Annotated in this window: 26 protein-coding genes; 11 read left to right on the forward strand and 15 right to left on the reverse strand. The window is 37.4% G+C overall.

Translation table 11 applies throughout. The features are described 5' to 3' along the window. Positions 1-7: 7 nt before the first annotated feature. The 8 genes from ACNARN_RS05880 to ACNARN_RS05915 all read right to left on the reverse strand — a co-directional run bounded on the left by ACNARN_RS05880 (position 8) and on the right by ACNARN_RS05915 (position 5,730). Positions 8-1,162, reverse strand: coding sequence for a phage major capsid protein (locus ACNARN_RS05880; RefSeq protein ID WP_416304236.1), 1,155 nt, complete (start codon positions 1,160-1,162; stop codon positions 8-10). Positions 1,163-1,413: 251 nt separating this feature from the next. Next, positions 1,414-2,043, reverse strand: coding sequence for a hypothetical protein (locus ACNARN_RS05885; RefSeq protein ID WP_064718843.1), 630 nt, complete (start codon positions 2,041-2,043; stop codon positions 1,414-1,416). A 20-nt stretch (positions 2,044-2,063) separates the two neighbouring features. Next, the gene (locus ACNARN_RS05890; RefSeq protein WP_064718842.1) at positions 2,064-2,324 is read right to left on the reverse strand and encodes a hypothetical protein; all 261 of its coding nucleotides are present in this window, start codon (positions 2,322-2,324) and stop codon (positions 2,064-2,066) included. 230 nt (positions 2,325-2,554) lie between these two features. Further along, on the reverse strand, positions 2,555-4,882 hold the full coding sequence (locus ACNARN_RS05895) for a primase-like DNA-binding domain-containing protein (RefSeq protein ID WP_064718841.1): 2,328 nt from the start codon (positions 4,880-4,882) through the stop codon (positions 2,555-2,557). After that, complete coding sequence (locus ACNARN_RS05900) at positions 4,875-5,195, reverse strand: hypothetical protein (protein ID WP_004245358.1); 321 nt, start codon at positions 5,193-5,195, stop codon at positions 4,875-4,877. The genes ACNARN_RS05895 and ACNARN_RS05900 overlap by 8 nt, the downstream gene beginning before the upstream one ends. Further along, the gene (locus ACNARN_RS05905) at positions 5,188-5,382 is read right to left on the reverse strand and encodes a hypothetical protein (protein ID WP_004245359.1); all 195 of its coding nucleotides are present in this window, start codon (positions 5,380-5,382) and stop codon (positions 5,188-5,190) included. Before ACNARN_RS05905 ends, ACNARN_RS05900 begins: the two co-directional genes overlap by 8 nt. Beyond that, entirely contained in the window at positions 5,379-5,567 is a 189-nt protein-coding gene (locus ACNARN_RS05910; protein WP_004245361.1) for a hypothetical protein, read from the reverse strand. Before ACNARN_RS05910 ends, ACNARN_RS05905 begins: the two co-directional genes overlap by 4 nt. Continuing rightward, entirely contained in the window at positions 5,560-5,730 is a 171-nt protein-coding gene (locus tag ACNARN_RS05915) for a host cell division inhibitor Icd-like protein (protein WP_234410691.1), read from the reverse strand. The genes ACNARN_RS05910 and ACNARN_RS05915 overlap by 8 nt, the downstream gene beginning before the upstream one ends. Before the next feature lie 256 nt (positions 5,731-5,986). On the opposite strand from ACNARN_RS05915, the gene ACNARN_RS05920 reads away from it, so the two are divergent. Then, the gene (locus ACNARN_RS05920) at positions 5,987-6,103 is read left to right on the forward strand and encodes a YlcI/YnfO family protein (protein ID WP_277816438.1); all 117 of its coding nucleotides are present in this window, start codon (positions 5,987-5,989) and stop codon (positions 6,101-6,103) included. A 3-nt stretch (positions 6,104-6,106) separates the two neighbouring features. Continuing rightward, positions 6,107-6,253 (forward strand): hypothetical protein, encoded by a 147-nt coding sequence (locus ACNARN_RS05925; RefSeq protein WP_277816436.1) that lies wholly within the window; start codon positions 6,107-6,109, stop codon positions 6,251-6,253. A 471-nt stretch (positions 6,254-6,724) separates the two neighbouring features. Here ACNARN_RS05925 and ACNARN_RS05930 read toward each other — a convergent pair whose 3' ends face one another. The 4 genes from ACNARN_RS05930 to ACNARN_RS05945 all read right to left on the reverse strand — a co-directional run bounded on the left by ACNARN_RS05930 (position 6,725) and on the right by ACNARN_RS05945 (position 10,129). Further along, positions 6,725-7,411: a Rha family transcriptional regulator gene (locus tag ACNARN_RS05930; RefSeq protein ID WP_206646236.1), complete on the reverse strand. Its 687-nt coding sequence runs from the start codon at positions 7,409-7,411 to the stop codon at positions 6,725-6,727. A gap of 128 nt (positions 7,412-7,539) precedes the next feature. Further along, positions 7,540-7,821 (reverse strand): helix-turn-helix transcriptional regulator, encoded by a 282-nt coding sequence (locus ACNARN_RS05935; RefSeq protein WP_219240342.1) that lies wholly within the window; start codon positions 7,819-7,821, stop codon positions 7,540-7,542. Positions 7,822-7,967: 146 nt separating this feature from the next. Beyond that, the gene (locus ACNARN_RS05940; protein WP_219240340.1) at positions 7,968-8,906 is read right to left on the reverse strand and encodes a hypothetical protein; all 939 of its coding nucleotides are present in this window, start codon (positions 8,904-8,906) and stop codon (positions 7,968-7,970) included. Between the two features lie 5 nt (positions 8,907-8,911). Beyond that, positions 8,912-10,129 carry a tyrosine-type recombinase/integrase gene (locus ACNARN_RS05945; protein ID WP_219240338.1) on the reverse strand — a complete coding sequence of 406 codons (1,218 nt, stop codon included), beginning with the start codon at positions 10,127-10,129 and terminating at the stop codon, positions 8,912-8,914. 509 nt (positions 10,130-10,638) lie between these two features. Between ACNARN_RS05945 and ACNARN_RS05950 the strand changes: the two genes are divergently transcribed. Both ACNARN_RS05950 and ACNARN_RS05955 read left to right on the forward strand, forming a co-directional pair. Further along, a complete protein-coding gene (locus ACNARN_RS05950) occupies positions 10,639-11,271 on the forward strand; it encodes a hypothetical protein (protein ID WP_198630120.1) in 633 nt (210 codons plus the stop codon). Position 11,272: 1 nt separating this feature from the next. Then, complete coding sequence (locus ACNARN_RS05955) at positions 11,273-12,025, forward strand: DUF3307 domain-containing protein (RefSeq protein ID WP_368927445.1); 753 nt, start codon at positions 11,273-11,275, stop codon at positions 12,023-12,025. Between the two features lie 4 nt (positions 12,026-12,029). Here ACNARN_RS05955 and ACNARN_RS05960 read toward each other — a convergent pair whose 3' ends face one another. Continuing rightward, on the reverse strand, positions 12,030-12,557 hold the full coding sequence (locus ACNARN_RS05960) for an SMI1/KNR4 family protein (RefSeq protein WP_232799370.1): 528 nt from the start codon (positions 12,555-12,557) through the stop codon (positions 12,030-12,032). Positions 12,558-12,697: 140 nt separating this feature from the next. Between ACNARN_RS05960 and ACNARN_RS05965 the strand changes: the two genes are divergently transcribed. Together ACNARN_RS05965 and ACNARN_RS05970 are read left to right on the forward strand one after the other, a co-directional pair. After that, positions 12,698-13,444 carry a hypothetical protein gene (locus ACNARN_RS05965; protein ID WP_416304237.1) on the forward strand — a complete coding sequence of 249 codons (747 nt, stop codon included), beginning with the start codon at positions 12,698-12,700 and terminating at the stop codon, positions 13,442-13,444. 119 nt (positions 13,445-13,563) lie between these two features. Further along, positions 13,564-14,754: a cyanate transporter gene (locus tag ACNARN_RS05970; RefSeq protein WP_198632051.1), complete on the forward strand. Its 1,191-nt coding sequence runs from the start codon at positions 13,564-13,566 to the stop codon at positions 14,752-14,754. A 100-nt stretch (positions 14,755-14,854) separates the two neighbouring features. Here ACNARN_RS05970 and ACNARN_RS05975 read toward each other — a convergent pair whose 3' ends face one another. Together ACNARN_RS05975 and ACNARN_RS05980 are read right to left on the reverse strand one after the other, a co-directional pair. Continuing rightward, complete coding sequence (locus ACNARN_RS05975; RefSeq protein WP_198625941.1) at positions 14,855-15,802, reverse strand: carbamate kinase family protein; 948 nt, start codon at positions 15,800-15,802, stop codon at positions 14,855-14,857. Positions 15,803-16,125: 323 nt separating this feature from the next. Beyond that, positions 16,126-16,860, reverse strand: coding sequence for a glycerophosphoryl diester phosphodiesterase (locus ACNARN_RS05980; RefSeq protein WP_109372016.1), 735 nt, complete (start codon positions 16,858-16,860; stop codon positions 16,126-16,128). 174 nt (positions 16,861-17,034) lie between these two features. Here ACNARN_RS05980 and ugpB point away from each other — a divergent pair, with 174 nt between their 5' ends. The 5 genes from ugpB to ACNARN_RS06005 all read left to right on the forward strand — a co-directional run bounded on the left by ugpB (position 17,035) and on the right by ACNARN_RS06005 (position 22,486). Next, positions 17,035-18,342: a sn-glycerol-3-phosphate ABC transporter substrate-binding protein UgpB gene (ugpB, locus tag ACNARN_RS05985; RefSeq protein ID WP_416304238.1), complete on the forward strand. Its 1,308-nt coding sequence runs from the start codon at positions 17,035-17,037 to the stop codon at positions 18,340-18,342. 62 nt (positions 18,343-18,404) lie between these two features. Continuing rightward, positions 18,405-19,289, forward strand: a complete 885-nt coding sequence (gene ugpA / locus ACNARN_RS05990) for a sn-glycerol-3-phosphate ABC transporter permease UgpA (protein WP_109372020.1) — start codon at positions 18,405-18,407, stop codon at positions 19,287-19,289. Then, complete coding sequence (ugpE, locus tag ACNARN_RS05995; RefSeq protein WP_109372022.1) at positions 19,289-20,137, forward strand: sn-glycerol-3-phosphate ABC transporter permease UgpE; 849 nt, start codon at positions 19,289-19,291, stop codon at positions 20,135-20,137. Before ugpA ends, ugpE begins: the two co-directional genes overlap by 1 nt. Before the next feature lies 1 nt (position 20,138). Continuing rightward, positions 20,139-21,239, forward strand: a complete 1,101-nt coding sequence (gene ugpC, locus ACNARN_RS06000) for a sn-glycerol-3-phosphate ABC transporter ATP-binding protein UgpC (RefSeq protein ID WP_368927448.1) — start codon at positions 20,139-20,141, stop codon at positions 21,237-21,239. A 494-nt stretch (positions 21,240-21,733) separates the two neighbouring features. Next, positions 21,734-22,486, forward strand: coding sequence for a M48 family metallopeptidase (locus ACNARN_RS06005; RefSeq protein WP_109372027.1), 753 nt, complete (start codon positions 21,734-21,736; stop codon positions 22,484-22,486). The last annotated feature ends 46 nt before the right edge of the window (positions 22,487-22,532 follow it).

Below are 22,532 nucleotides of genomic sequence, written 5' to 3' on the forward strand. Positions count from 1 at the left end.
CCTTGAGTTATTTACCCGCGACTTTAACTTCCAACACTTTAATGGCGTTAGAATCCACCAGCCCACCGCCTAAATATTTATCGGTGTGAACTTTGATAAAGCCGGGTTCAGTAATGTTGTCAGGACGAGTACGTGTACCCGTTTCATGATCCACAATGAAGTAACCGCGTTTAAAGTCACCTAATGCAATCACATCATCAGCCATGTTTTCGAGGTAATGAACTGACAAGCCTAACAAGGTATCAGGATCGCCAGACTGTAAACGATCACGCCAGATATAGTCACCATTGCCATTTTTCAGCTTCTGCACTTTAGCAGCAGTATTGGAATTCATCACCCAAACGGCATTTTTGCGATATTTCGCACGCAATTTAAATTTCAGGTCAATCAGGTTATCGGCTTCAATGCTGGCAACGTCAAGTTTTTCCAATGTACCGAACGCGCGCGCTTTATCGGCTTTGGCTTCACGAGGATAAGCTAAGAATCCTTTTGCTTTTTTCGTACCATCACCCGTCACAAGATCGGTTTCTTCGGTATCAACAAACGTGTCGCCAATTTCAGTGGTTAACCAGCTAAGAATATCCACATCACTAAAATCAATAATTTCTTGCGTAGTTTTGGGGTAGGCGTAGATAGGGAATAATTTGATACTGACTTCTTCTAATTTCGGTGTGTCAGTTTCGGTGCGGGCTTGACCTTCTTCACCGTGATTGACCTTTGCCCCACCCACAGAAACCAGTTGTTTATATTCGTTGCTGTGAGTCGTTTTGATGGTACAAATTTTACGCATCACCGAATCATCGGTTAATTGCTGCATAATCTGCTTATTCAGTTCAGGAATAACGGTATAGCCACCATCAGCCGGAACCCCTGTCGATAAAGTACGGGTTTCCCCTGTCAGGATATAATGACGCAATTCATCATTACTGACGGCTTTATCACCTAATACGTGTTTCCCTGTTTGAGTGCGTTCTTCCTCTGCAATCGCTTCATAACGGGCAATTTCAGTATTCAGAGACTCCGACTGACTACGCAATTCATCAAAGTTTTTTGCTTCATCTTCGGTGAGTGAGCGTTTTTCTGTTTCTGCTTTAGTGAGCAATGAGCGCATTTGCTCGGTGAGAGTTGCCTTTTGTTGGCGTAATTCGAGTAGTTTTTTCATGAAGTGGTTTCCGTAAACAATAAAATGTTAAGACGTGAAACCAGCTCGGAAATAGGGGAGACCGTTTAACTGGAGATGCTTGTCTGATGAGCAAGGATTAAACGGTCAAGTGGCGGCTCACGTCTGAGTGCCACTCATTAATATATATCTGAAAAATATAATAAAAAGCCCCTATTATTGAGAAGGCAAGCATACAAAAACATGGGAACAGATAACTTACACTTCTTTACATTGTAATAAAAAACAATTATCTACTGTTCATAATATTGGGTCACGTAATCTTCAAATTTTTTTATTTCTAATTTAGTTGGTGGCGAAACTACCAAAGATATTAAATAAGTTGCAAAAGCAAAAATCAGAAAGAGAATTGTGGATATGAATTCTTCACGGTATATAGTAAACACAGAACCCCAAAAAATAATGATACTTTCTAAGAGTAATAACATTGCTATATTTTTATCTTTTCTAACTATATTTTTATCTAAAGTTATTTTTTTATCATTCAATATTAAATATTTGTCAAATTTCTTAAAAAATCTCATTGATTCATATCCATCAGGATGGTTATTTAAAATTAAAATTGCTTGATGTTGAATCTTATCATTCGATATGCCTAATAATTTTTTTCTTATAATTCTATTTTCTTCCTTTTTTGAAAAAGAAACTATTGAATCATCATCAATATAATCAGAATTACTGGCAATGCTTTTTAAAAAAGTAGATGTTTTTATCTCTAACTTATTCTTTTCTTTATATTCATAAATAAAACCATTTTTATATAAAAACAAACCTATAATACTAAGAATAAATACTATAAAAACGCCTAACAACCCATAATTATTTATAATGTTATTAAAAACACTCTCTATAGTTCCCCACATATATTAAATCCTTTTTTTAATTATTTATCACTCAACCATTCGGGTACATCATTCATTATTTTTCTAAACTCTTGCAGTTGTTCAATTAATACATCTAATTGTTCTTTATTCGTTGCTAAGATTTCCTCTGATAATGTGTGTCTTAAATTTCCGCTTGTATCTTGAAAGAAAAAAGCATGTCCGCTAACCAACTCACGATAATCAGCCGTATGTAAATCATCGAGTTGTGTAATGTTATGATAATCATAATGTGCCTGTATATCTTCTCGCGTAATCGGCATATCGCCTCCTAATTTAAATACAATATTACCTGCCAAAAGAAGCCTTTTTAAAACCTATTTGCCTATTTTAACAGCACTTAAACTAAAAATATAAAAGGTGCACAGGGTGAACAGTTGGTGCACAGTTGAGAAGTAACTATGCACCCTATTTTTACATTATAAATCAATAAAATATAAAGATTGGTGAACAGGGTGCACAGTTGAACATAAAACTTTATAACTAGGGGGGGCTAACTTTTTCTTAATTCAGGTACTGCAGGAAGCCACTCATTAGCTTCATCAGTTAAATCAACGTTATAGTAATAACCCCGTTTCGTTTTAAACTTTCGATAATCCTTTTTATACTCTTGCATCACCTTAGGTAATGAGTCCCCAAACTTGGTTAATGTTAACGGTCTATCAAACCCATAGGCTTCCATAAATGATAAATAAGCATGGTAGAGATAGATCCTCGGCGCACGAGGATAAATATTCTTATTCCCCATCTTCATCCCTAACTCTTCGCCCAATGAAACCAAATAAGCACAAAAGCTATACAATGGATCTGAGTTACTTTTGACGGCTAAAGCTTCGCCTGAATCTCTCTGTTCTTGCAGTAATAATTTAGCCTTATCTTGGCAGGTAAATAATTTCAATAAATAGCGAATAATAACGGGTAACTCTTTGCTTATCTTCTCAGGTAACAAGGGATCTTTATCATTCTCTTTAACGGGGGTATTAAAAGAGAAAATAACCCGTCTACGTGCTATCCCTCCGTTACGTTCAGTAAAGCTCATTGGTTCGTTATTCGTCGCTAAAACAACTGCTTTAATAATGGTTGAAAATTGTTTCTCATACTTACCATCAACCTCGATTAAATCACCGCCTGTAATGGCTTTAATGCCTGCCCCCTCTCCAACATATTTTACTTGGTCAGGTAAGGTAATGAGACTTTTACCCACAAATTGATAGCGTCCTCTCGCCTCATCTAAGGCTTTCATGTTACCACTGGCGGTATTGTGTTCCCCTGCAAGTAAAGTCGCGATAGAGGTAAAAACACTTTTACCACTCCCTCCCTCACCCGTCACTTCGATAAATAATTGCCAATCATACCGATTAGCTAAAATCATAAATAAGCCCGCATTGATACGGTTCATCTTTTCTTCATCGTTGCCCGCCGAATGAGATAACCACTTATAAAAACTAGGGGCATGTTGTTTTAAATTCTCATTAGACTCAGGCGCAGTGAATACGATCCCATTATGATTAAGTAACCAGTTTTCGGGTACATGAGGCTTAAATTGTTGAGTCGATAAATCATACACGCCATTACTAAAACCAATTAACTCTCGCTTTTGCTCACCTAAAACTGGAATTTGTAATTTCAACGCACCAATCGCATTTTTAACCCCCGTTGGGCTATAAGGTGTTTCATATTCATCAAAGATCGCTACCATTGCCCGTTGTAAATCACTATCAGATACTTTATTCCATACCCCATCGACATAGTGATAAACCATTTCACTATCTGGAATAATAGCGAGTTTTCCGTAACGTTCTGCGAGTAATGCGCCTCGTTGACTGGCCGCCATTTGTGAGAGATTGGTGTTCGCCCCTTTTTTATCCGCATGAATAACGGTTACTGTGGCTAAATTATCCATTTGGTACATTCCCTCATTAAATGCCTGTTTTGCTTTCTTAATCCCAAATTGCTGACGGTAATCATCCCAATCGGCTTTATCTTCTGTGGGCGGTAAAGTTACCCAACCATTAACCGTTTTAGCGGCTTTTTCTGCTGAAATTTTACCCACATTCGGCTGACCGATCTTAATATCATTATCCGCAACTATAATTATCTTTGCTTCGGGATAATGCTTTCTAGCCCATTCAGCAACAGGTAATAAATTCCCCTCATCAATCGCAGCCAACACCAAACCACTATGCAGTTGACTCACTGTTAAGGCGGTTGCGTATCCCTCGGCAATCAATACTGTCTCAGTCGTTTCTATTAATTCAGATAAGGGCATAAAACTGCCCTTTTTCTTTGTCCCTGATATCAGACGCTTTTCACCGTTAGGCTTGATAATTTGCGCCCCTGTGACCTCATTACCGCGCTGAATAATTAATAACATCGAACCATCAGCGAGTATTTTTACGGGGCAATCGTGCCCCTTTTGAGTCAGGTACGCTGATTTACCTACCGTCGTTTGAGCCACCAGCTTTTGTACCTTTTCTGCAATAGGTTGAGACTCTGATTTTGGAGCCTCCTTTCTGGCAGGTTCAGGTAAAGGCAATGACAAAGCTTGTGAGACTTCTTTGGCCGCCTCATAAATAGAGATACCTTTTACTTTGGCAATTAAATCTAATCCATCACCGTGATTAGGCTCATCACATTGGCGACAAAACCAATTGCCATTATGGTGATCATCAATAAAGTGAAAACGGTCAGTTCCCCCACAGACAGGACAGGCACCATGTTTTCCCCGTTCCGGTACATCAACACCACAGGCAGGCAGGATACCGCTCCAGTGATTTACTGCATTACGCTTTACTTCACGGATCAGCTCAATATTAGTCATTGCCTACCTCCGTATAAGGAAATCCCTCACGTTGATAGATTTTAAATTCCGCTTCATGCTCATTAAAACGCATCGCATCAATCAAGCGAGGTAAATACATCAATGACTCACCGATACGCCGTAAATCATTTTTAGCTTGGCTTTCATGGTAATCTTTATTTGCACAAGCCCAAAAAGCACACTCCCCCATGACACGTAATGTCGATAGCAACCCGTCACAAGTGTCAGAGGAAACACTTCTAAATTTTCGTAGTTCTTCTGTGCTCATGGAGTCCAAATCAGCCTTTACAAGATAGTCATAGATATCAGACATTATTTTCACTCCCCACCGCATGACTTAAAGCATCACGAACATTTTTTGTATAGTCGAGTGAGATGCTAATCATGTTAGCAACATCTTGATTATCCTCAGCTTCAAGCCATATCGTTAAGAGAGTCTCTAACTTGTAAATATCCATAATCGGGCTATCGAGTAATAATGCTAATTCATTGTTTTTCATGCTGATACCCCGTTGTTATCACGTAATGATTGGCTAATTTGTTGGTTTAAATCACAAGCAATTGAAATCAAGTCTAATAACTCTTGAGAGCATTCATCCGATGCTTTTTCAAGAATGACGCTATATAGAGAGCTGGCTAAACCTGCTTTATATTTTGCTGTATCAATACAAATGGTATTAAGCATGATCTCCCTCCTGACGAATACGAGCAGAAAAGAGACAAGGTGAGTCGGGAAGTAAAGAACGAGCTTCTTTCTCGTTGCTGGCTTCAACGGAAAAATATTTAGATTGCTGGCATGAGAAGAAACGCCATTTAAATTTAGGGTGAGTTTGGGTAGACTTATACATAGCCGTAGTGTTACCTCGATTAACATTGTGGTTAGAAGCCCTGTAGGTGTTCTCAGCATCTACGGGGTTTTGTTTTCTTAGGTGTATTTCACCTTCACTTTTAAAACTATCACCAAGTGAAATACACTTCAAGACTTTTAATCTGATTTTTTTTGCGTATACTGAAATACACCAAAAGCAAGGAGTATTAGTAATGGCAACAGGTGCAAAGAATGCAAAGTCACAAATGACTACTGTTCGTATTCCCCATGAAGTAATGGAAGATATAGAAAAATTAAAAGAAGATGGAGAAAGTACCGCTGGATTTTTAGTTACCTCAGCAAAAGCAGAAATTAAACGCAGACAACGCAAAGCCAAACAATCAGGCGAATGATCAATGAATAAGCAAACGGATGAACCATCAGACAAATCATCAGATAAAGAAAAATCGCCACAGGAAAAAGATTCTGGCAGTTTTTTACCCAAGTCAATTTTAGAATCAATTAGACGTAGACATAAAAAGCCAAAGAAACCAACTGAGTGAACATCATTCACTAGGTTCAAATCCCACCCTCCGATGGAGGATTGGCAATATTTAACCAACCCGATATAATCGGGTAGCCCAATATTATTGGGTAGCCTTGAAACTAACTCGATATTATCGGGGTAGTTCCTAGCTTGCTCCACTGAATGAAGTTGAATTAAGGCAGCCTGCACGCTGTCTTTTTTCTTTTGTGCGTAACTATTAGTTACTCGTAAATCTTGCCAATGAGGATAATCCGCCTCTTTAGAAAGGTGAGATAAATCACCTTTAGCAAATGGTGTAAATTCCCCACATTTTGAATGTTTACCTTTATCCCATCCACCATTGGTGGCTAGGATTGCTTGATTGGCGTAAATTTTCGCTGATTGGCTTACTAAGTTTTTAGTAAGTGACCGATTAGCCCAAATTGAGTTATTGCCTGCCAGTAGGGAACCTTTCACTTGGTAGGCATTAGTTGCGATATTCATCATATTATCCACCAATCCGCACCGTAGGACTCATTAAGCTAGCGAACTGCTCAATGCGTTTACTGACTTCGCGCAATGCCTGAGTAGCCGATAAACCCGAATCAATAGCATCCTGAAATGCTGCCTGTTCGATTTTCTGCATACAGACTAATAAACCTAATTGTTGTTCGTCTGCGCTGGCACGTTCCCCTGTGAGTAAGCCTGTTAATCGGTTCTCTGTACGGGCTAGGTTGATGAAGTGATGTTTCTCTGCGCCTAAATCTCTGAGTGCGTCGCGTGACTCATGGTAATGTGGCAGATATTCACGACGGATAGGTTCAGCTGCACGTTTCTTACTAAATGCTTTGGTAACGTCCAATTTGAATTGAGTCATCTGCTCATGATTGCGACCACGAACAATGCGACACATAAAATCAAATTGGCTCTCATTGAGTAATGCATATTTATTAATACTCGCTCCCGTTGAGTGTGAGCACGTCTCCGTTTGAAACGGAAGCGTGCCAAATTGACGCAAATTCTTAGCATTCTTTTTTACTAGCTCAAAAAGGTTCTTATGTTTAATTCCAATTCGTGCAGCAAACAAACGACTATCTATTCTTGGTTCTGTTCTATGCTGAACTAAAATAGACTCTTGATTAATTTCAGGGTGAGCGAATCCATCAGCAATTAAGCTGTTTTTTTCCAATTTCATATATTTCTACTCTTTTTATTTAATTAATAAGAGTTGTCGCGACAACACATTTAGCTTGAATGAAATAAGTTGCAAAAGCTCGCAAATTCGTATTTTGGTTAATTGCTTGCAATTGCGATTTACTTCTATTAGTTCACTTTACGGCTATATGGATTATTAATGTTTTCCACGGCTGGCGGGTTACGAACCCATAGCAATAAATCACTTAATAGCCATGCACAAGAATTGCGCCCTAATGCTTTACGCGCAGGGAAACGACCTTCTTTTTCGAGTGTATAAGCTGTTGTGCGTGAAATAGATGTGATACGCTGGCGTTCTTTCTCACGAATAAGGCGATCATACTGTTCGCCATACTCGGCAAGGATAGAACGGCGCGATTCTGGTGTTGGTGTTGAAATTTGATGTTGCATTATTTGCCCTCTGTTTAAATGTTTCAGAAAGCATTCTAACGCTAAAACACTGGATATAAACCCACTTGTAATTATACTCATGGGTGTTTATAAACTAAACACGGGTGTATAGGGGGTAAACACCCTTGTTTAAGACTAGAAAGGGGTCATTCTACATTAGATCTAAATGCTTTTTTGAGTACTTTTATTATTGCATCAGTGGTTTTCACAGGACTGTCGCCTTTAGGAAAAAAGCTAGGTCTCTCTAAAAGTTGTCTAGCGAATTCAGTATAATTTATAGAGCCATCTGCTTTTTTGCAGTTCTCGTTAAATACGTTTGGTTGCTCATCTTTAAACCTAATAGCTGCCATCAATATCTGCTCGCGATTGCTTGCATGTCTATTTATGACTGGATGCACTGATTGTAATTTATTTTCGTTATTAGACTCTGGGCTTATATTTTTAAGAGGTTCCATTAAATAATAATCACCTTTACAATTTAATAGACGTCTAATATCAAATGCAGTTAGCCATAGATCTTTATCTGTGATTCTATAATCACTCATATCAGCTTCCCAATCATCCTCATTTAATTCATCATCAATATCATCACTTATTTCAGCACCTAACATAATTTGATTCACTTGATTACCCTCCGGTGGTAGGCAAGGAATAAAATCAAGAAAGCCTAGATAAGCTATTCTATAATTAATTAAATCATCTATGTTATTAATAAGCCGCCATAAACCATAAGCTCTACCTTGACAACTAAATGTGTATTCATCATCGATTTTATTAAAATATGGTCTAAAAATTGGGTCATCGTTAGAATCAACAGATAGGTTATCAAATTTAAAAGATGAGTATTCTGAAATTGATAACGCCCCTCCATAGCAATAATAGGAATGAGTTAGCCTATTCCTCCAATTTTCTGACTCTTCAACCCCCCCCTTCATACATAAAGTTGAATTAACAGAATCGAACATTACATTTAGAGTTATTTTATCCTCTATCCCTAACGTCAATAAATCTTCTATCTTACAATTTAATAATTCTGCTGCTCTTTCAATCCGACAATATTTAAATGGTATTTTAACATCTGCCATATTATTTACCTTAACTTAAAAGTAATCACATTTTCATGATTTCCAGCTAGTATATCTAATCGCTCACACCATTTGTTAAGTGTATCTAATTTCTCAGGTAAATATTGGCTTCTATTATAAATAGCCATTACTCCTGGTAGAGCATGACCTAGTAATTGCTCTACAATATGAGGAAATACGCCCATATCATTTAGCTTTGTTGCAAATGTCCGCCTTAAATCATGTAATGTCCAAGGCTCGGAATGATTGAATTTCACCCACAAATTACGACCGTATTGAGAAACTGCCTCAGTTTTTTTTAATTCACCTAATAAATAACCTGTCTTTTTATTTGATGAATATAATTCTTTAACAAAATCCCGTATATAAATAGGTATTGGACGAATAATCTTCTCATTTGTTTTTGTGTGCTCTTTCGGTACAGTCCAAATCCAATTATCAAAGTCCCATTCTTTCCACTCTGATAATCTAGCTTCATGCGAACGACACCCAAAAATAATAAGAATTTTAATTAAATGCTTATAGTAAGGAATATGTTTATTCTCATTGAGTGATTGCCATAATTCCCCTAGTTCTTTATCAGTAAGTACCCGATCCTTTTTATTTTGTTTCTTACCAACATCAGGAATAGTTAAATCATCAAGAGCACTACTAACAGCATATCGCCTAACTCTACAAAATTTTAAAGCTTGTTTGCACATCTGAAATACATAGCCAGTTGCAACGGGTGATTCTTGTCGTGCTCTATCAAAGCAATTTAACCAATAGCGGGTTTCACAATCACTTAAAGCCATTTCACCAATATAAGGGTAAATATGCTTTTCTAATTGAGCCACATGCCTAACTATATTAACTCGGTTATCTTTCCCGTAATTTTCAACCCAATACTCTAAAGCATCTCTCACAGTGACAGGCTTTAATGAGGATTGAACCTCTATATTTAGTTGTAGCTTTGGATCTTTGCCTAATGCCAGCCAGTTACGACACTTATCACGGAGTTCTCTAGCTTCCTTTAAACTCATATCAGGATATCGACCTAAAGTAATAACTTTAGCCTCCGTCTCTCTACCCCCAATTCTATATTTAAAAATCCAACTGATAGCGCCTTTTTTAGTAACACGGATCATCAACCCCGCACCGTCCGCCAACTTAATAGGCTTATCCTGTTCCTGTCCGTAAAGAGCTTTGAGTTTTCTATCAGTTAATTTGTTTAAAGCTGCCATAACGCACCAGAAAGTTAGTTCATATCATTTTGAGCACTTAATTAAACAATATCAATTGGTTATAAGACAATTAAAAAAGTTAGTTCATACACCAGTCATCATATTGAGTACCCCACCGTGTACCCCACAGTTTGATGTACAAATGCGAAAACGTCAATAAGCACTGGAACAATATACAGTATATATTTTTGTTATCCGTTTGATTTTATTAGAAATTAAAATAACATCGGATAGCATGAGAGCTAAAAGAATAAAAATACGGCATGAACTGATCCTAGTCAGTTAGGTCTATTTTTATAAAAAGCCTTTTCTGGTTTTCCAGAAAAGGCTTTTTTGTTGCCTATTTTTCACGCTTGCTCTATAACATAAATCATTAAGTTACCCAATATGGTAACATTTGAGTACGTTACCAAATATGGTAACATCCTCTTTTGTATTTCAATTAAATAACTGAGTAAAAGATCACTATACTCATTCTATTTCTCTCACAAAATAATAAGAGCAAGCTAATGAATAAAGACATCGTAAGTGTGGTTACAGGTGATATCATAGACTCTAGAAACATCACACCTGAAAACTATGATGTTATGCTCTATACCTTGGAGCAAACGGTTCAATTACTCTCAGAACAGTTACCACTTAAATATGACAGATATCGCGGTGACTCCTTCCAACTTGTTTGCTTGCACGCTTGTGATGCCATTAAAGTTGCTATCGTTATTCAATTAGCATTGAAAACGTCAGAATTAAACATCAGTGCTCGTCAAAGTATTGGTATCGGTCAAATTAATTCATTGCGTAATGATATTAGAACATCAATGGGGGAAGCCTTTATCTTATCGGGCGAAGGATTAGATAAGATGAAAAGTGAAATATTAACAATATCTACATCAGATAAAGAATTTCAAAAAAATATTACTTTAGTGACTAAATACTTAGATATACAACTTAAAGAAATAACTCGAGCACAAGCGCAAGTTTTACTTAAATATATGGTTAATGAAGATAAATCTCATTATGCTATTGCCAATGAATTAAAAAAATCGAGAAGTAATATTACTCGATTATTGAACGCTAGCCACTACCAGTTAATAGATGAATATATTCAATACTTTAATTATTTAATTAATAAGGCTTATTGATATGTATAATTTTACGCTTCTTATTTCTCTCTATATTGGTCATATTGCTTTTGATTTTTATTTACAACCTAAAGCATGGATAGAAGCGCGAAATGCTCTACATTACAAATCTAAAGAGCTTTACTTACACTCACTACTGCACGCTGGAATAACCTTTATTATTCTAGTTTTAATGTCTGAGATAAGTTTTAGTTTTATTTTCATTTATAGTGTAATTATATTAATAACACATTATTTTTTTGATCTTGGTAAATCTTATACTGATAACTCTTTAAGATGGTTTATTACTGATCAAGTTCTTCATTTATTCGTGATTACCTTTTTATGGATAGTGCTTGTTGATCAAAATACTCAAATATTCCATGATCTTAGTTTTAAAAATATTAACTACAAATATCTTATTGTTGTTCTTGCCTACATCATTATTTTAAAGCCTATTTCGAGCCTTATTTATATGTTACTAAAGAAATGGACACCTGTTGCAGTAGAAGGCTCAACACTCGTTTCTGCGGGTCAATCTATTGGTTATTTAGAAAGAACACTAATCTTAACTTTTATTCTTTTAAATCAATTTGCAGCAATTGGCTTTTTATTAGCAGCTAAATCAATATTTAGATTTGGTGAATTACAAAATGATCAAGATAAAAAGCTAACAGAATATGTTATGTTAGGTACACTGATTAGCTTTAGCATTTCTATCTTTATTGGACTTGCTACTTCCTATTTTGTGACTCAACTCCCCATAGGAAAATAACTCATCAAACTTCTGGGCTAAATATCATTTTTTCTGATGGAAATCCCTCAGGGAATGATTGGCAACGTATTCGTTTTGATAAAACTCCCTCTAAAAACCCTGTCAGACTCTCTGCAATAAATTCTACCTCTGATCCTCTAGATGGAATAATTGCCATTGTCCAAAGCTCACTATTTTCTGATAAAACAACCCAAAAAAGCGTATCTCCATTATCCGTGACACCAATGGGTAAAAGCCCATTACATTTTGGATATAGAACAAAACGATAGTAATTAGGATCATCATTGATTAATGAGCTGAAATCTTCAAGGATCTGCTCTTTTTGCTGGAAAAAATTAATGTACTCATTTTGGCTAAAGGGATTAAATAACGTTATAAAATCAGCTACCTGACTTGATCCATATTGGGTGATAAACGCAATATAATCTTTGGGAAAGGCATATTTGTTATCAATTAATGGCCATCTCTCTTCTTTTCCATTTTCATGTATTGCAGAAGGAATAGGTAGTTGCTGATTTAATGCCATTAACATCACTATCTCACTTATTTGAGTTCTATTACACCGTGTAATGTATGATATTTTAGAGTGAGCATCACTTTTATCATAATCATGCTGATAGTTATCACTCTATTACCCTAGTAAACAAACCTATATTTAAAAGAAAACAGACCATGACCACACCAGTACGTACCATTACTTTTATTGATAGTGCCTATCCGAAATCCCATAAAATTACAGAATTTGTCTGGTCAGGTCGATTAGATAAACATGGTCAACTTTGGTTTGATCTTCATCTTAGAAGTGCCGATTACTATTTAAGTGAAGGGGAGGATTATCTGGATGATATCGACGAAGATGAATCAGATGACGAAGAAGAATATACCAGCCTAGCTCACTGGCAAGCTCCCATTGTTTGGGATAATTATCACTGTTGTACACTCTCCTCAACTTATTGGTCTGACGACCAAGGTATTTTGCTCAGCACAGGAAATACGCCGTTCAATTTTGATAACTTTATTACTCATCAATTTAATGTTGATATTGCCCCTCAAATCGATAGTGATACAGATGAATATGAAGAAAGAGCAGAAGTCCCTGCTTTCAGTATTTACTTATTAGGTCATGATGCATGTAAAAATCATCAAATTCACTTCCAGCGCCAACAAGATAATACTTATCACATTAATTGGTCTGGAAAAATCGCACTCTTTTATGCTGGGTTTGATGAATTTATTCATCAATTTAGTGCACAACTTGAAAACATCCCTTTTGATGGCTTTTATTTCCCTAAATCGTGGGATTTAGATAAAGCAGCACTGGAATTTAAAAAGGTACTTTCTCATTTTGAACATTATGAGTTTGTATTAATTAATCCCAAGAGTCAGATTAAACAGTGGAAATTAAAATACATCGCTTAAATAGCGTGATGATTAATTAAAATACCTAATGATATTTATGTTGATATAAAATCCCTCATCTGTTTATATCAACACTGTCCATAAAGCAGGCAATATTTATTGTTTATCAGGGAATTATAATGACTGCCTTACCAAGAAAAAAAACATGGCAGATTGTCCTGACGATTATTTTAGTCGGGATAAATTTACGCCCTTTCTTAACTGGCCCCGGCCCTGTTATTGATAATATTATTGCATCAACAGGAATGAGTTATAGCCAAGTCTCATTACTCACGCTATTACCCATGTTTTTAATGGGTATAGGCGCACTAATCGTTCCTTTCTTACAGCCTTATATTCAAGTTCGGAAAGGGCTTTTAGTCGCAATGTTGTTGCTTCTTATAGGCTCATTTTCTCGAGCTTATGTTTCTGATGGTAATCAGTTATTACTGACTGCCCTCTTTTGCGGTTTGAGCGTGGCTTATATTCAAGCAGTATTTCCTGGCATTATTAAAGGATGGTTTGGACATCGAACGCCTATTATGATGGGGCTGTATTCCGCCATGCTAATGGGGGGAGGCGCATTAGGTGCTCAATTATCCCCGATTATTACGGTATCTAATGGTCATTGGCAAAATGCTTTAGCGTGGTTTGCACTTCCAGCAGGATTGGCATTTGTCGCTATTCTTTTTTCTATTAAAAACAGTGCCATATCTGCTAATAAAATATCACTCAATACCTTAATTTGGCGCCCCAGAACAGGATTGCTTATTTTAGGTTTTGGTTGCGTTAATGCAGGTTACGCTTCAGTTGTGACATGGTTGGCACCTTTCTACCAATCGTTAGGAATGTCAAGTGCACAAAGTGGCTCTCTTGTCGCTATCCTTTCGCTTTTCCAAGCCTCTGCTGCTTTAATTATTCCTTTCTTAGCGGCTAAAAATCACGACCGACGTTTTTGGCTTATGCTGACATTACTAAGTCAATTTATCGGTTTTATTGCAATAATGACTATTCCGATGAGTGCGCCTTATCTGTGGAGTATTTTCTTAGGCTGTGGCTTAGGTGGATGTTTTTCCATGATGATGATTGTCGCGCTCGATCATATTCCTGATCCAGCACAAGCGGGCGCGCTGTCGGCATTAATGCAAGGTGGAGGATTTATCATTGCTGCCTTTGGACCGTTAGTGGCAGTGATATTGCGTCAGCCAGACGGAAGCTTTACTTATGCATGGGCATTTCATGCGGTTTTAGTGATTATCACGATAGGATTATTTTCACGATTAAATCCGCGCCATTACGCGAAAGCCTATCCCGCTAATCACACTATTTAATCATCGATATATTAAGAAACTCTGCATAAAATAAGCGCCTTATTCTTTTATAAATAAGGCGTTTATCAATTAAATAACGGAGTACTTTTGATTGCGAAAATTAAGCAACAATATGCGTTCCGGTTTCACCTTTTAAGGCAGAAGCTAGTTTTTCTGGCGTTGTGATAATCACTCTTTTTCCACCCGCGGCTAAAAATGAGAGGCTGGCTTCGATTTTTGGAAGCATACTGCCCTGAGGGAAATGCCCTTCATGCATATATTGTGTCATTTCCTCAACCGATGTTTCACCCAATGCTTTTTGTTCTGGCTGACCAAAATGAATACAGACTTTTTCAACACCCGTGGTGATGATAAGAATATCTGCATGTAATTCTTTTGCGAGCAATGTTGATGACAAGTCTTTATCAATAACGGCATCGACACTTTGGTAATTTCCCTGTTCATTTTTAATCACAGGAATACCACCGCCACCCACAGCAATAACAACATAGCCGCATTCTGATAGTGACTTAATTGCACTAGATTCAATAACATGTTGTGGAATTGGGGAGGCAACAACACGACGATAACCACGACCAGAGTCTTCAACAAAATGCCATTGAGGATTTTCTTGCTTTAATTGCACCATCTCTTGTTCAGAGAAAAATGCACCAATAGGTTTTGTTGGAGAAACAAAATTAGGATCGTTTTTATCTACTTCAACTTGTGTGATAAGGGTAATTGCTTGTTTATTTTGTTGAACACGAAGCTTATTCGTTAACGCTTGTTGTATTAAATAGCCAATACCGCCTTGTGTATCTGCAACACAGTTAGCTAAAGGTGTTAACGGTAAACCTTCTTGCACATGCGCCACTTCAGCGCGACGTAAATCAAGCCCTACTTGTGGTCCATTACCATGGGTTAAAACAATATTATACCCTTCAGCCACCATATCACTAATATGGGCTGCAACCTCTTGTACTGCTTGTTCTTGATGAGCGATAGACTGGCTAGCATTGTCTTTAATAATACTGTTGCCTCCAATGGCAACAACAACGAGTTCTTTCATATTTCACTCTCAATTATATTATTGGCAATTAAAGTAGAAATAACGCACCTCTACTCTTAGAGGTTGGGTTGATAAGGTCGCCATATTCACTAACCATTTTCCCCATTTTTATTTTTAATGAGATAAATATTACCAAGTTGAATAATATCTATTCATTAATTGCGCAGGATAATAGCAGAGAATGTAAAGAAAACATCTATTACTCAACGTTTCTCTTATTTAATTTCTGTAATTAAAATACGGAAAGAAAAGGATAAAAGGCGTCATCAAACACATCAATAACGCCTTATTCAATACAAGTAAGCAGGATTGTTAGTGCTTTTTCACTTTGCTATTTGATCAACATTGGGTAGATAAACATCAGGCATATCAGTGATCAGCATATCAACACCCCATTGCTCAAAATCTTTCACTTCTTCAGGATTATTCGGGGTATAACAATAAATTTCATAACCCGCTTGTTTCAACATTTGAGCTTGTTCTTGTGTGAGATATTTGTAATTACAATGCACACTAAAACCATCGATCGCTTTTAGTGTTTCTAACGCATTATCAGGAATTTCATCCCACAATTGGCCTCTGCGAATAAAAGGTAGGTATCGTTTCATAACGATCAGTGCATGCGTATCAAAAGAAGAAAATAAAATTTGCTCATTCGGAATATCTGCACTTTTTATCATGTCAGAAACCGCTAAACATAAACGTTCAACATCATCATCAGGCCATGTTTTCAGTTCAATATTGAGCTTTGTTCCTGAACGCTTAATAAGCTGCAATCCTTGTCTTAAAGAAGGAACTTTTTCACCTTGATAGAGTGAACTAAACCAACTTCCCGCATCAAGGCGATGTAAATCATCTAAGGTATGAAAACGCACAGCACCTTGCCCATTCGTGCAACGATTAACTGTTTTATCATGAATAAGCACAGGAACATGATCCGCGGTTAATTGCACATCCGTTTCAATCCATTCGCACCCGAAATCAATCGCCATTTTAAACGCAGCCAATGTATTTTCAGGCGCTTTTCCAGAAAAACCTCGGTGAGCAGCTATCTTCATTTCTCTCTCCTTTTCATTTGTGCCGACATCATGACAACCATTTATGACAGCAATTTGACAGTCATACCATCAATATATCTTCATTTAATTGTCACCCATTTGTCATAAACAACATTTAGGGTAATTCGCAGATTAGATTGCACCTTTAACTTTCGATTAAAAAGGAAATTCTGCATGTCGATAAAATCAATAACAGGTCTTACTGTTGCAATGGCGTTATTTACTTCTCCTACACACGCAAAAACACAAATTGAATGGTGGCATGCAATGGGAGGTGCGCTCGGTCAAAAAGTAAATCAAATCGCCTCTGATTTTAACGCCAGTCAATCTGAATATGAGATAAAACCCGTTTATAAAGGCACTTACGCTGAAACGATGACCAGTGCAGTGGCTTCATTTCGTGCTAAAAACCAACCCGCTATTGTGCAAGTCTTTGAAGTGGGCACAGCGAGCATGATGGGGGCAAAAAAAGCCGTTTTTCCTGTTTATCAATTAATGGAAAAAACTAACGAGCCTTTTGATCCTAATAGTTATTTATCAACTGTCACGGGCTATTACACCACCAGCGATGGAAAAATGATGTCACTGCCGTTTAATAGTTCTACGCCTGTACTTTATTACAACAAAGCCCTCTTTAAAAAAGCAGGCATAGAGCAACCACCAAAGACATGGAAAGAGATGGAAGCTGTTTCTCAAAAACTGCTCGATTCTGGAGTGAAATGTGGATTTACCACCACATGGCAATCATGGACACAAATCGAAAATTTTGGTGCGCGTAATAATTTACCTATTGCGACAAAAAATAACGGTTTCGATGGTTTTGACACTACCTTCCTTTTTAATAAAGCACCTTTCGTGGATCATATTCAACAAATGGCAGATTGGTCGAAATCCGGTATTTTCAAATATGGCGGACGTCAATCGGATGCAATGCCACTGTTTTATACTCAAGAATGCGCCATGGTGATGGAATCATCAGCAGGATTTGCAGGCATTAAAGAGAATATGAAAGGGATTGATATTGGTGTTAGCCAATTACCTTATGACGATTCTCTTGTACAAAAACCTGCGAATACCATTATTGGCGGAGCGTCTTTATGGGTGATGTCGGGACGTCCAGATGCCGAATATAACGGTGTTGCCAAATTCTTTACCTATCTTTCAAGCCCTGAAGTACAAGCCGATTGGCACCAAGCAACAGGTTATTTACCGGTGACTAAAGCCGCTTATGCGTTAACACAACAGCAAGGCTTTTATCAGCAAAATCCGGGCGCAGATACGGCAATATTACAAATGACAACCTCTGAACCAACAGCCAACTCCAAAGGATTACGTTTTGGTAATTTCCTGCAAACTCGAGAAATCGTTGATGAAGAGTTAGAAAAAGTGTGGTCAGGAAAACAGACCGCTCAGGCTGCGTTAGATAATGCGGTTGCGCGTGGGAATGAGCAGTTACGCCGTTTTGAACGAACTCAACAATAGTCACTTATATTAGGCGAGCAAAGTCGCTCGCCTTCTGTTTTTATCGATTTACTGGACATTGTATGGCTTCTCAATCCATTTATTTTAAACAAAAATGGTTACCTCTCGCGCTAATTTTTCCTCAATTAGCTATCACGCTTATCTTTTTCATTTGGCCTGCGGGGCAAGCTTTCTTTCAATCATTTCAATTAGAAGATGCGTTTGGACTTAGTCGAGAATTTGTTGGTTTTGAAAATTTTCAGCGACTTTTTAGTAATCGCTATTATTTTGACAGTTTAATCACGACATTAATTTTCAGTATCAGTGTCGTGTTTCTCTCTATGCTGTCAGCGCTTATTTTGGCGGGTATTGCAGAGCAAGTCTTACGTGGCAAACTGTTTTATCGCACTATTTTAATTTCACCCTATGCCATTGCGCCAGTTATTGCAGGCTTTCTGTGGTTATTTATGCTTGATCCCACAATTGGTGTATTAAGCCAACAATTAAAGAAAATAGGTATTAATTGGGATCCCGTACTTAATACACATCACGCTATGTGGATGGTGATTTTAACAGCGACATGGAAACAAGTGAGTTATAACTTTCTGTTTTTCCTCGCCGCCTTGCAATCTGTACCTAAATCTCTTTTAGAAGCTGCGGCTATTGATGGTAGTGGTCCCATTAAACGCTTTATTACTATCAGTTTTCCTTTAATTTCTCCCACAACCTTTTTCTTACTTGTGGTTAATTTTGCTTACGCCTTTTTTGATACTTTCGCCATTATCCACGCGATGACGCAAGGTGGCCCTGGTAGTAGCACCTCAACACTGGTTTATAAGGTCTATAACGATGGTTTTGTGGGATTAGATTTAGGCTCCTCCGCCGCACAATCCGTTATTTTGATGTTTATTGTCGCGATATTAACCATTATTCAATTTCGTTATGTTGAGAAAAAGGTGGCTTACTGATGGTTGAACGTAGACCTTTATTTCATGCTTTCTGCCACTTTATTCTTATTGTCGGCATTCTTTCTGTGGCATTCCCTGTGTGGATTGCACTAGTGGCAACAACCCATCAAAACACCGAGTTTGCCACAGGCTCTCCTCTTTGGTTTGGTACTGAAGGCTTCAATATTTTTAAAACGATATTTTCACAGGCAGGTACAACGCAAAATAGTGCGATTTCAATTAACAGCATGTTATTGAATTCGTTAGTTATGGCGTTAGTGATCACCATAGGGAAATTAGCTATATCGATTTTATCGGCCTATGCCGTGGTTTTCTTTCGCTTTCCGGGACGGATGCTTGCCTTTTGGACTATCTTTTTTACCTTAATGTTACCCGTTGAAGTTCGCATTATGCCGACATTTGAAGTCGTCACTGATCTTAATATGTTGAACTCTTATGCTGGATTAACTATTCCATTAATTGCTAGCGCCACAGCTACTTTTTTGTTTCGTCAATTTTTCCTGACCATCACCCCTGAATTAATTGAAGCCGCAAAAATTGATGGCGCTGGGCCGATTAAATTCTTTTTCACTATCTTGCTTCCTCTTTCTCGCACCAATATCGCTGCCCTTTTTGTTATCACCTTTATTTATGGGTGGAATCAATATCTTTGGCCAATGCTTATCACAACTGATACCCACTACTACACCATTGTGATGGGAATTAAACAGATGGTTGCGGTTTCTGATGGTGTCGTTGAATGGAATAAAATTATGGCAACCACGTTGATCGCCATGTTGCCGCCAGTCCTTATCGTCATTCTGATGCAAAGAGCCTTTGTAAAAGGCTTTATTGATACGGAGAAATAATATGACAACCGTAACGCTCACTGATTTAGAAAAACGCTATCCTAATGGACACCAAGCTATTTCGAAATTGAACCTTTCTATTGAGCAAGGTGAAATGGTGGTGTTAGTTGGCCCAAGTGGTTGTGGCAAATCAACATTACTGCGAATGATTGCAGGATTAGAAACCATCACACAAGGTGATTTACTCATTGATAATTTACGTGTTAATGAACATGAACCGAGTGAGCGAGATATCGCAATGGTATTTCAAAACTATGCGCTTTATCCTCATATGTCTGTCTATAACAACATGGCATATGGTTTACGTAATCGAAAAACACCCAAAGCCCAAATAGAAGAACTTGTCACAAATGCGGCTAACATGCTGGAAATCAGTCATTTATTGGATAGAAAACCCAAAGAGCTTTCCGGTGGACAACGTCAACGTGTCGCAATGGGAAGAGCCATTGTGCGTAAACCCAAAGTGTTTTTATTTGATGAACCACTCTCTAACCTTGATGCAAAATTACGTGTTCAGATGCGTCTGGAGATCAAAAAATTACAGCGAAAACTCTCCACAACCTCGATTTATGTGACGCACGATCAGGTGGAAGCGATGACATTAGCCGATAAGCTGGTGGTTTTAAATCAAGGAAATATAGAGCAAGTGGGGACGCCTTTAGAGATTTATGAAAGTCCAGCTTCCGTGTTTGTGGCAACGTTTATGGGCTCTCCCGCAATGAATATCTTAGATGTCCCAATTAATCATGGTGTAATTGAAATCGCTGATGGGCATATTGCCGTTTCATCTCAGCATCTTCCTTATCAAGCCATTAAATTAGGTTTACGCCCTGAACATTTGATCATTAGCCATCAACATCCCCTTTTTCATGTTGAAGTGGAATTTATTGAAGCACTAGGCGCTGATGTTTTAATTTATGCCACAACTTGCGATAAACAAAAACAGTCTATTGTTATTCGCGCACCTAACAATCATGGTGTGAATATTGGTAATAAAATTGGTCTAACCATTCATCCTGAAAACCTTCATTTCTTTAATGAGCAAACAGGAAAACGTATTAACCGCCCTTTTATGCTCATCAATGAATTAATGGTTTCCTGATACATCAATATCAATTTATTCATTTTCGGTTTAATCTTAATAGCGATGCTTTAAGCATCGTTATTTATTTATCACTAAGCAATAAATATTAAAAATATAAAATTTGTCAGAATTAAACAAATAAAACCCACATCTAAATACAACGTTCCTTTGATATTATTCCAAGCAAATTCAAAACAGCATAACATACACTCAGGGTAAGTATAATCAATGATCTACATAGATATTACTAAGAGAAATTTATCTTCTCCCTATTAGACACTATATTAATCTTCTTAAATTTAAAGAAGTTAAAATAACCAATATGTTTTTCCATCATCATTTTAAGAATAAAAAATAATATTTTTTAGATGAAAAAATAGAAATATATATGGAGATAATATTTATTACATAAAATGCTTATATTGCACCGATAGATAAGCACTGTTATTCTTCCGCTCGTATTTAATACGCAATTATATAAAACTGCGCAGCAGAAAAGGACTTAATTCAAAATGAAAATCAAATTACTTGCTACAGTGATGGTATCAGCAGCACTACTCTCTGGTTGTCAAAATCTTAATACTGATATGTTGACCAAATCAGGCACTCAACTATTCCAAGCTGCAACATTAAGCGATAACGATATCAAAGCGCTAACGAATGATGCTTGTAAAGAAATGGATGCTCAAAATAAAGTTGCACCTGCAAATAGCACCTACACTAAACGTTTAAATAATATCGCTAAAGCGTTAGGTAATGAAGTTAATGGCACGCCAGTAAACTACAAAGTTTATATGACCAAAGATGTGAATGCGTGGGCTATGGCGAATGGCTGTGTTCGTGTTTATAGCGGTTTAATGGACATGATGACAGATAACGAAGTTGAAGGCGTGTTAGGTCATGAAATGGGTCACGTTGCTTTAGGTCATACTCGTAAAGCAATTCAAGTTGCACACGCAACAGTTGCAGCACGTACTGCGGCAGCATCCGCAGGGGGTGTAGCAGCGCAATTAAGTAGCTCTCAGTTGGCTGAAATGGGACAGAAACTGGTTAATGCTCAGTTCTCTCAACACCAAGAGTCAGAAGCAGATAATTTCTCTTACGATCTGCTGAAAAAACGTGGGGTAAGCACCGCAGGTTTAGTCACAGGTTTTGAGAAATTAGCTAAACTAGGTGGTGGTGATTCAAGTATGTTTGATTCTCACCCACCATCAAAAGAGCGTGCAGATAATATCCGTAATCGCATTGCTGAAGATAAAAAATAATTACCTTGCCCCTGTATCCCATGATATGGGGGTTTTCTTTTCAGGT

Origin of the sequence: Proteus sp. TSJ240517 (genome assembly GCF_047921575.1) — a bacterium.
Taxonomy (GTDB): domain Bacteria; phylum Pseudomonadota; class Gammaproteobacteria; order Enterobacterales; family Enterobacteriaceae; genus Proteus.